The 8,207-nt window shown below is 66.7% G+C and carries 7 protein-coding genes; 2 read left to right on the forward strand and 5 right to left on the reverse strand.

Annotated elements, in window-relative coordinates; all coding sequences use genetic code 11:
- Window positions 1–91: 91 nt before the first annotated feature.
- From AC27IO_RS17760 to AC27IO_RS17780, 5 genes are read right to left on the reverse strand one after another with little or no spacing between them, the layout of a single operon-like run.
- Window positions 92–1,417, reverse strand: a complete 1,326-nt coding sequence (locus AC27IO_RS17760) for an ABC transporter substrate-binding protein (protein ID WP_487089594.1) — start codon at window positions 1,415–1,417, stop codon at window positions 92–94.
- Between the two features lie 53 nt (window positions 1,418–1,470).
- A complete protein-coding gene (locus AC27IO_RS17765) occupies window positions 1,471–2,547 on the reverse strand; it encodes a branched-chain amino acid ABC transporter permease (RefSeq protein ID WP_272567051.1) in 1,077 nt (358 codons plus the stop codon).
- 31 nt (window positions 2,548–2,578) lie between these two features.
- Entirely contained in the window at window positions 2,579–3,508 is a 930-nt protein-coding gene (locus AC27IO_RS17770; RefSeq protein ID WP_272567053.1) for a branched-chain amino acid ABC transporter permease, read from the reverse strand.
- Window positions 3,509–3,524: 16 nt separating this feature from the next.
- Complete coding sequence (locus AC27IO_RS17775) at window positions 3,525–4,310, reverse strand: ABC transporter ATP-binding protein (protein ID WP_284401399.1); 786 nt, start codon at window positions 4,308–4,310, stop codon at window positions 3,525–3,527.
- 23 nt (window positions 4,311–4,333) lie between these two features.
- Window positions 4,334–6,280, reverse strand: a complete 1,947-nt coding sequence (locus AC27IO_RS17780) for an AMP-dependent synthetase/ligase (protein WP_498739956.1) — start codon at window positions 6,278–6,280, stop codon at window positions 4,334–4,336.
- 272 nt (window positions 6,281–6,552) lie between these two features.
- Here AC27IO_RS17780 and AC27IO_RS17785 point away from each other — a divergent pair, with 272 nt between their 5' ends.
- Both AC27IO_RS17785 and AC27IO_RS17790 read left to right on the forward strand, forming a co-directional pair.
- Window positions 6,553–7,737, forward strand: a complete 1,185-nt coding sequence (locus tag AC27IO_RS17785; RefSeq protein ID WP_317355273.1) for an ATP-binding protein — start codon at window positions 6,553–6,555, stop codon at window positions 7,735–7,737.
- A 53-nt stretch (window positions 7,738–7,790) separates the two neighbouring features.
- A partial coding sequence (locus AC27IO_RS17790; protein WP_487114090.1) for an ExeA family protein occupies window positions 7,791–8,207 on the forward strand: 417 nt, incomplete at its 3' end.

The following is an 8,207-nucleotide window of genomic DNA, read 5'->3' on the forward strand; positions in this document are numbered from 1 at the left end:
GCCGCCCCGCGGCGCTGGCGTCGTCCCCCTTCCGCTTCGCACAGCGAAGCCAGAGAAGGGGGAAGCCGCGCAGCGGCTCAGGGGGTTGTCCTTAGCTCTGGCAGTCGGCCGCATCCCGCCGCGTCATCTTCTTGTCGGCCAGGTACTTGTCGGAGCCGGCCTTGATCATGGGCTTCAGGATCTGCTCGTCGGCCTGGTACCAGTCGGAGGAGAAGTCCCACTTCTTGCCGTCCCAGGTGTGCACGCGCGACCAGGTGGAGCCCATGTGGTCGGAGCAGCTCGTGGACAGCGGCCGCATGATCCCGTTGAAGCCCAGCGCGTCGAGCTTCTTCTGATCGAGCGCGAGGTTCTCCATGCCCCAGCGCACCTGCTCGCCGGTCATGACCTTGCCCTTGCCGAAGCGCTCCTGCGCGCGGCGCACGGCCTCGACGGCCAGCATCTGGATGATCACGCCGCGCGTGTACAGCACCGAGCCCACTTCGTCCTTCGGCCCCGTGCCCTGGCCCTTGTCGTGCACGTTCTTCAGGATGTCCTGGATCACCTTGGACTGCGTGCCGTAGCCGTTCAGCGCCAGCGCGTGGTAGCCCTTGGCGCCTTCGCCCACGTCGCGCACGTCCGGCTCGGCGCCGGCCCACCACACGCCATAGAGCTTGTCGCGCGGGAAGCCCGTGGCCTGCGCTTCCTTCAGGGCGGTGGAGTTCATCACGCCCCAGCCCCACAGCAGCACGTAGTCGGGGCGGCTCTGGCGCACCTGCAGCCAGGTGGCCTTCTGCTCCACGCCGGGAGCGGTCACGGGCAGCATCTGCAGCTCGAAGCCGTGCATCCTGGCGCGCTCCTGCAGCACCGGAATGGGCTCCTTGCCGAACGGGCTGTCGTGGTAGACCAGCGCGATCTTCTTGCCCTTGAGCTTGTCCAGCCCGCCGGCCTGCTTGCCGATGTGCTGGATCAGGATGTCGGCGCCCGTCCAGTAGCTGCCCATGAAGGGGAAGTTCCACTTGAAGGCCATGCCGTCCTGCGCGACCGACAGGCCGTAGCCCAGCGTCATCAGCGGGATCTTGTCCACCGGGGCTTTTTCGGTCAGCGCGAAGGTGATGCCCGTGGCCTGCGGATCGAACAGCGCCACGCCGGGGCGGCCCTTCAGGCGCTCGTAGCACTCCACACCGCGGTCGGTGGCGTAGCCGGTCTCGCATTCCTCGAACGTGAGCTTGACGCCGTTCACGCCGCCGTCGCGCGCGTTGATCATCTTGATGTAGTCCTGCTTGCCGTTGGCCCACGGCACGCCGTTGGGCGCATACGGCCCCGTGCGGTACGACAGCAGCGGAAAGAACTGCTCCTTGGCCTGCGCGACGGCGCTGGTCGCCACGGACACACTGCCTGCCGCCACGAGGGCGGCGATCACGAGTTTCGAAAGCTTCATTTGTCTCTCCTTGGAAATTGAATGGATTGAAGCGCGGGGGGGAACCGGGTGGATCAGTGTGGGAAGGGCCACAGGCGCAGCTTTTGCTTGGCCGTGGACCACAGCTTGGCCAGGCCGTGCGGCTCGACGATGAGGAACCACACGATGAGCGCGCCGAAGATCATCAGCTCGGCGTGCGACACGCCGGCCGTGGAGATGTGGATGCCGAACAGGCCCATCAGCGCGGGCAGGAACTGGTTGAGCACGATGGGCAGCACCACGATGAAGGCCGCGCCGAAGAAGCCGCCCATGATCGAGCCCAGCCCGCCGATGATCACCATGAACAGCAGCCGGAACGACACCTCCACCGAGAACGCCGCAGGCTCCCACGCGCCCAGGTGCACGAAGGCCCACAGCGCGCCGGCCATGCCCACGATGAACGAGCTGACAGCGAAGGCGCTGAGCTTGGCGTACATGGGACGGATGCCGATCACCGCGGCGGCCACGTCCATGTCGCGGATGGCCATCCACTCGCGGCCCACTGCGCCGCGCACCAGGTTCTTGGCCAGCAGCGCCACCACCACGAGCAGGGCGAGGCAAAAGAGGTACTTGGACTGCGCGCTTTCGATGGGCATACCGAACACCTGCAGTCCGTTGACCGACACCGAGCCCGAGTCGGAGTTGTTGGTGAACCACTTGATGCGCAGGAACATCCAGTCGCTGAAGAACTGCGCCGCCAGCGTGGCTACCGCCAGGTACAGCCCCTTCACGCGCAGGCTGGGCAGCCCGAAGAGGATGCCGAAGAACGTGGCGCACAGCCCGCCCAGCACGATGGCCGGAATGAGCGGCAGGCCCGGCACGCGCACGAAGAAGTTGTAGGCCCCGTAGGCGCCCACGGCCATGAAGGCCCCTGAGCCCAGCGAGATCTGCCCGCAGTAGCCCACGAGGATGTTCACGCCCAGCGCGGCCATGGACATGATGACCAGCGGGATCAGGATCGCGCGGAAGAAATAGTCGCTCGCCAGCATCGGCACGGCGATGAAGGCCACGGCCAGCAGCACCACCATGGCGATGCGGTCCTGCGCGATGGGAAAGATCTGCTGGTCGGCGCGGTAGCTGGTCTTGAACTGTCCGTTTTCGCGGTAGAGCATGGCGTGTCTCCTGTGTTCTTGTCGTTATGGGTTACACGCGGTCAATGATCTTCTCTCCGAACAAGCCCTGGGGCCTGAAGAGGAGAAAGACCAGCGCCAGCACGTACGCGAACCATATCTCGATGCCCCCGCCCACGAAGGGCCCCAGGTACACCTCGGAGAGCTTCTCGCCCACGCCGATGATCAGCCCGCCGATGATGGCCCCCGGCACCGAGGTGAGGCCGCCCAGGATCACCACCGGCAGCGCGCGCAGCGCCACCGTGGTGAGCGAGAACTGCACGCCCAGCTTGCTGCCCCAGATCATTCCGGCCACCAGCGCCACCACGCCCGCCACGCACCACACGATCACCCAGATGCGGTTGAGCGGAATGCCGATGGACTGCGCCGCCTGGTGATCGTCGGCCACGGCGCGCAGCGCGCGGCCGGTGGAGGTCTTCTGAAAGAAGATGCTCAGCAGGATCACCAGCCCCGCGGCGATGGCGGCGGCGATCACGTCTTCCTTGTTGATGAGCACGCCGCCCTCGAACATCGACTCGAGGGCGAAGATCGGCTCCTTGGGCATGCCGATGTCGATCTTGTAGATGTCGCTGCCGAACATCGTCTGGCCCAGGCCTTCGAGGAAGTAGGTGATGCCCAGCGTGGCCATGAGCAGCGTGGCGCCTTCCTGGTTGACCAGGTGGCGCAGCACCAGCCGCTCGATGCACCAGGCCACCACGAACATGAGCGCGCCGGCCAGGACGAAGGCCGCGATGCCGGCCAGCAGCCGGCTGTCGATGCCGGTCCATTGGGGAATCCATTCGGACAGCCGGGCCATCGCGAGCGCCGCGAACAGCACCATCGCGCCCTGCGCGAAGTTGAAGACGCCCGAGGCCTTGTAGATCAGCACGAAGCCCAGGGCCACCAGCGAATACAGCATGCCCGCCATCAGGCCGCCGATCAGGGTTTCGAGAAAGAAAGCCATGGTGTGTGTTCTCCGGTCAGTGCGAGGTGCCGAGATAGGCGCTGATCACGTCGTCGTTGCTGCGCACTTCGTCGGGCGTGCCATCGCCGATCTTCTTGCCGTAGTCGAGCACGACCACGCGGTCGGAGATGTCCATCACCACGCCCATGTCGTGCTCGATGAGCACGATGGTGGTGCCGAACTCGTCGTTCACGTCGAGGATGAAGCGGCACATGTCCTGCTTTTCCTCCACGTTCATGCCGGCCATGGGCTCGTCCAGCAGCAGCACCTGCGGCTCCATCGCCAGGGCCCGGCCCAGGTCCACGCGCTTTTGCAGGCCGTAGGGCAGCTGGCCCACGGGCGTCTTGCGCCAGGCCTGGATCTCCAGGAAATCGATGATGCGTTCGACGAACGCGCGGTGGCGCATCTCCTCGCGCTCGGCCGGGCCGATGCGCAGCGCCTGCAGGAAGAGGTTGCTCTTGATCTTGAGGTTGCGCCCCGACATGATGTTGTCGATCACGCTCATGCCCTTGAACAGCGCCAGGTTCTGGAAGGTGCGCGCCACGCCCATCTCGGCCACCTGGCGCGAGTTCATGTGCGAGAACGTCTTGCCCCGGAAGGTGATGGAGCCGTCCTGCGGCGCATAGACGCCGTTGATGCAGTTGAGCATCGAGCTCTTGCCCGCGCCGTTGGGGCCGATGATGGCGCGGATCTCGTGCTCGCGCACGTTGAACGAGATGTCGGTGAGCGCTTTCACGCCCCCGAACCGCAGGCTGATGTTCTGGACGTCGAGGATGACGTCGCCGATCTTCTTGGTGGTCATGGTGGGGTCTTGCGGCGTTGCGGTCAGGCGGCCTGCTTCGTTGGGGCGAAGGTCCGGGCGTCGTCGAGCTTGAGCGTGGCGCTCACGCTGCCCGTGCGGCCGTCCTCGAACTTGACCTGCGTCTCGATGAACTGTTCGGTGCGGCCGGCGTACAGCGCCTCCACCAGCGTGCCGTACTTGTCGGCGATGAAGCCGCGGCGGACCTTGTTGGTGCGCGTGAGCTCGCCGTCATCGGCATCCAGTTCCTTGTGCAGCACGAGAAAGCGGCTGATCTGGTTGCCCGCCAGCAGCGCATCGCCCGCGAGGTCGGCGTTCACCTTCTCCACGCAGTCGCGGATCAGCTCGTACACCTCGGGCTTTTGCGCCAGGTCGGTGTAGCCCGCGTAGGGCAGGTTGCGGCGCTCGGCCCAGTTGCCCACGGCGTCGAAGTCGATGTTGACCATGGCGCACACCTTCTCGCGCCGGTCGCCCAGGGCCACGGCCTCCTTGATGTACGGAAAGAACTTGAGCTTGTTCTCCACGTACTTGGGCGCGAACATGGCACCGTCGTTGGCGCCGCCCTGGATGCGGCCCACGTCCTTCACGCGGTCGATGATCTTGAGGTGGCCGTGCGCATCGAGAAAGCCTGCATCGCTCGTGCGATACCAGCCGTCGGCCGTGAGCACCTCGGCCGTGGCGGTGGGGTTCTTGTAGTACTCCTTGAGCAGGCCGGCGGACTTGACGAGGATCTCGCCGTTATCGGCCACCTGGATCTGCACGCCGCGGATCGGCACGCCCACGGTGTCGGCGCGCGCCTGGTGGTCGGGCTGCAGGCACACGAACACCGCCGTCTCGGTGGAGCCGTACAGCTGCTTCAAGTTGATGCCGATCGAGCGGTAGAAGGTGAACAGGTCCGGCCCGATGGCCTCGCCGGCCGTGTAGGCCACCCGCACGCGCGAAAAGCCCAGGTTGTTGCGCAGCGGCCCATAGACCAGCAGGTCGCCCAGCGCGTACTTGATGCGGTCCAGCAGGCCCACGGGCTGGCCGTCCATGCGCGCCGGGCCCACGCGGCGGGCCACCGCCATGCAGGCGTGGAACATCTTGCGCTTGAGCGCGCCCGCGTCTTCCATGCGGATCATCACGCTGGTGAGCAGGCCCTCGAAGATGCGCGGCGGGGCGAAGTAGTAGGTGGGGCCGACCTCCTTCAGGTCGATGGAGACGGTGCCGGCCGACTCGGGGCAGTTCACCACGTAGCCGCAGGCCAGCCACTGCGAGTAGCTGAAGATGTTCTGCCCGATCCACGCGGGCGGCAGGTAGGCCAGCACCTCCTCGGCGGACGTCAGGCGGTCGAACTCGGCGCCGGCCTGCGCGCGGTCGAGCAAGGTGGCGTGCGTGTGCACCACGCCCTTGGGGTTGCCCGTGGTGCCCGAGGTGAAGAACATGGCCGCCACGTCGCCGGGCTGCACCCGGTCGACCTGCGTGCGGAACCAGCCGGGGTTCTGCGCCACGAAGGCGGTGCCGGCCTCGACCAGGGCATCGAGCGACGCCAGGCCCGGCTCGCTGTAGTTGCGCAGGCCGCGCGGATCGTCGAAATACAGGTGCGACAGGGCGGGGCACTGCGCGCGGATCTCCAGCAGCTTGTCCACCTGCTCCTGGTCTTCCACCACGCAAAAGCGCACCTCGGCGTTGTTCAGGGGGTAGATGCATTCGGCGGCCACCGCATCCTGGTACAGCGGTACGGGAATGGCACCCAGCGACTGCGCCGCGAGCATGGTGGCATACAGGCGCGGGCGGTTGGCGCCCACCACCACCAGGTGCTCGCCCGCGTGCAGCCCGGCCTGGTGCAGGCCGGCGCACAGCGTCTCCACCATGGCGGCCAGGCCCGACCAGGTGTGGGTCTGCCAGATGCCGTATTCCTTTTCGCGCAGCGCCGCGTCGGTGGGCCGTTCGGCGGCGTGCCGCAGCAGCAGTTGGGGGAAGGTGGTCGTCATGCCTGTTCCTACCGGTGGTGTCCGCCGAGGCTGCTGGCGGGGCGCGCAGCCATGCAATGGAGATGCAACGGATGGTAGGAACCGCTTTGACGTCTTCTTGTCTTGCCGACGACAATTTGCGGGAAACTCCTGACGGGTGTAACCCTGCCCGCGATGAAGGCCGATCGCGGGCTCGCCAAAGGGGGCGTTCAGTCGGGGCGCCATCCAGAAATATCCCTGTTTATCTCATTTTGTATAAACTATCTTTTCAGAGATAAAAGAGGATATTTGCGATGATTGCCTTCCAGCGGACCGCCCTGGCACAAGCGCTGGTGTCCGCGCTGCAGGGCAAGGCGTTGCTGGGCGATGCCCACAACGGGCTGTTCCTGGCCGCGCCGCGCCGTACCGGCAAATCCACCTTTCTTCAAGGGGACCTGCGTCCGGCCCTGGAGGCCGCGGGCGTGGTGGTGGTCTATGTGGACCTGTGGGCCGACGCTCGGCGCGATCCGGGTGGTTTGATCGCGGAAGCCATCGCCCGCGCACTGGAGCCCCGGCTGGGCCTCGTCGCACGCTCTGCCAGAAAGGCCGGCCTGGACAAGGTGAAGGTCGGCGGGCTGGAGGTGGACACCAGCAAGATCGGCAAGGTGGATGGCCTGACCTTGACCGAAGCCCTGCGCCTTCTGCACGAACGGGCGGGCCAGCCCGTGGCGTTGATCATCGACGAGGCGCAGCACGCTTTGACCAGCGAAGCCGGCGAGGCCGCGATGACCGCCCTGAAATCGGCCCGCGACCAGCTCAACCGGCCCGGGGCGGTGAACCTGATGCTCGTCATGTCGGGCTCGGACCGCGACAAGCTGCTGCGTTTGGTGAACACGGCGGCGGCCCCGTTCTACGGATCCCAGATCCAGCGCATGCCTCCTCTGGGTCCCGATTTCATCGCCCATGTGGCCGCCTTGATCGAAGCCCAGCGGCCCGAACTGAAGCCGGTCGATCAGGCTGCGCTGCAGCAGGCGTTCGAGGTTTTCGGCGACCGCCCGCAGTTCTTCATGGCCGCCCTGGGACAGGTGTTGAGCCCCCTGGCGGCGCTGACCGGGCGCTTCGAGCCCGCGCTGCTGCAAGCCGCGCAGCAGCAGCAGGCGCAGGACGAAGCGCAGATGGAGTCCGACTACCTCGGCCTCAAGCCGACCGAGCAGGCCGTGCTGTGGCGCATGCTGGAGCAGGGCCCGCGCTTTCGCCCCTACGATGCCGAAGCCCTGCGCTTTTACCGGGACAACGCCGGCCACCCGGTGACGGTGCCGCAGGCCCAGAAAGCGCTGGAGGCGCTGCGCCAGCGCATGCCCGCGCTGGTGTGGAAATCGGCGCGCGGCGAATACGCGCTCGAAGACGCGGCCATGCACCGCTGGTTCGAGGCCCGGGCCGTTGCGGGCCGCTGGCCGCCCGCCCCACTGCAGGGCCTGCTGCCGCTGCAAGACGATTGACCCGCGCGCCGGCCGCAGGGCGATCGCCACGGCAGGGCGGTATCCTTGCCGCCATGTACGCCCCGTTTTTCGGCCTGGAGCACGCGCCGTTTTCCATCGCCCCCGACCCGCGCTATCTGTTCATGAGCGACCGCCACCGCGAGGCGCTGGCGCACCTGCTCTACGGCCTGGACGCCGGTGGCGGCTTCGTGCTGCTGACGGGCGAGATCGGCACCGGCAAGACCACGGTGTGCCGGTGCTTCCTGGAGCAGATCCCGGCGCACTGCAACGTGGCCTACATCTTCAATCCGCGGCTCACGGTGGGCGAGCTGCTGCGCTCCATCTGCGACGAGTTCGGCGTGGCGCACACCCCGGCGGTGCCGGGCTCCGAGACGGTCAAGGACTGCATCGACCCGTTGAATGCCTTCCTGCTGCAGGCCCATGCGGCGGGCCGCAACAACGTGCTCATCATCGACGAGGCGCAGAACCTC

This window comes from Acidovorax sp. KNOB132, assembly GCF_057541515.1.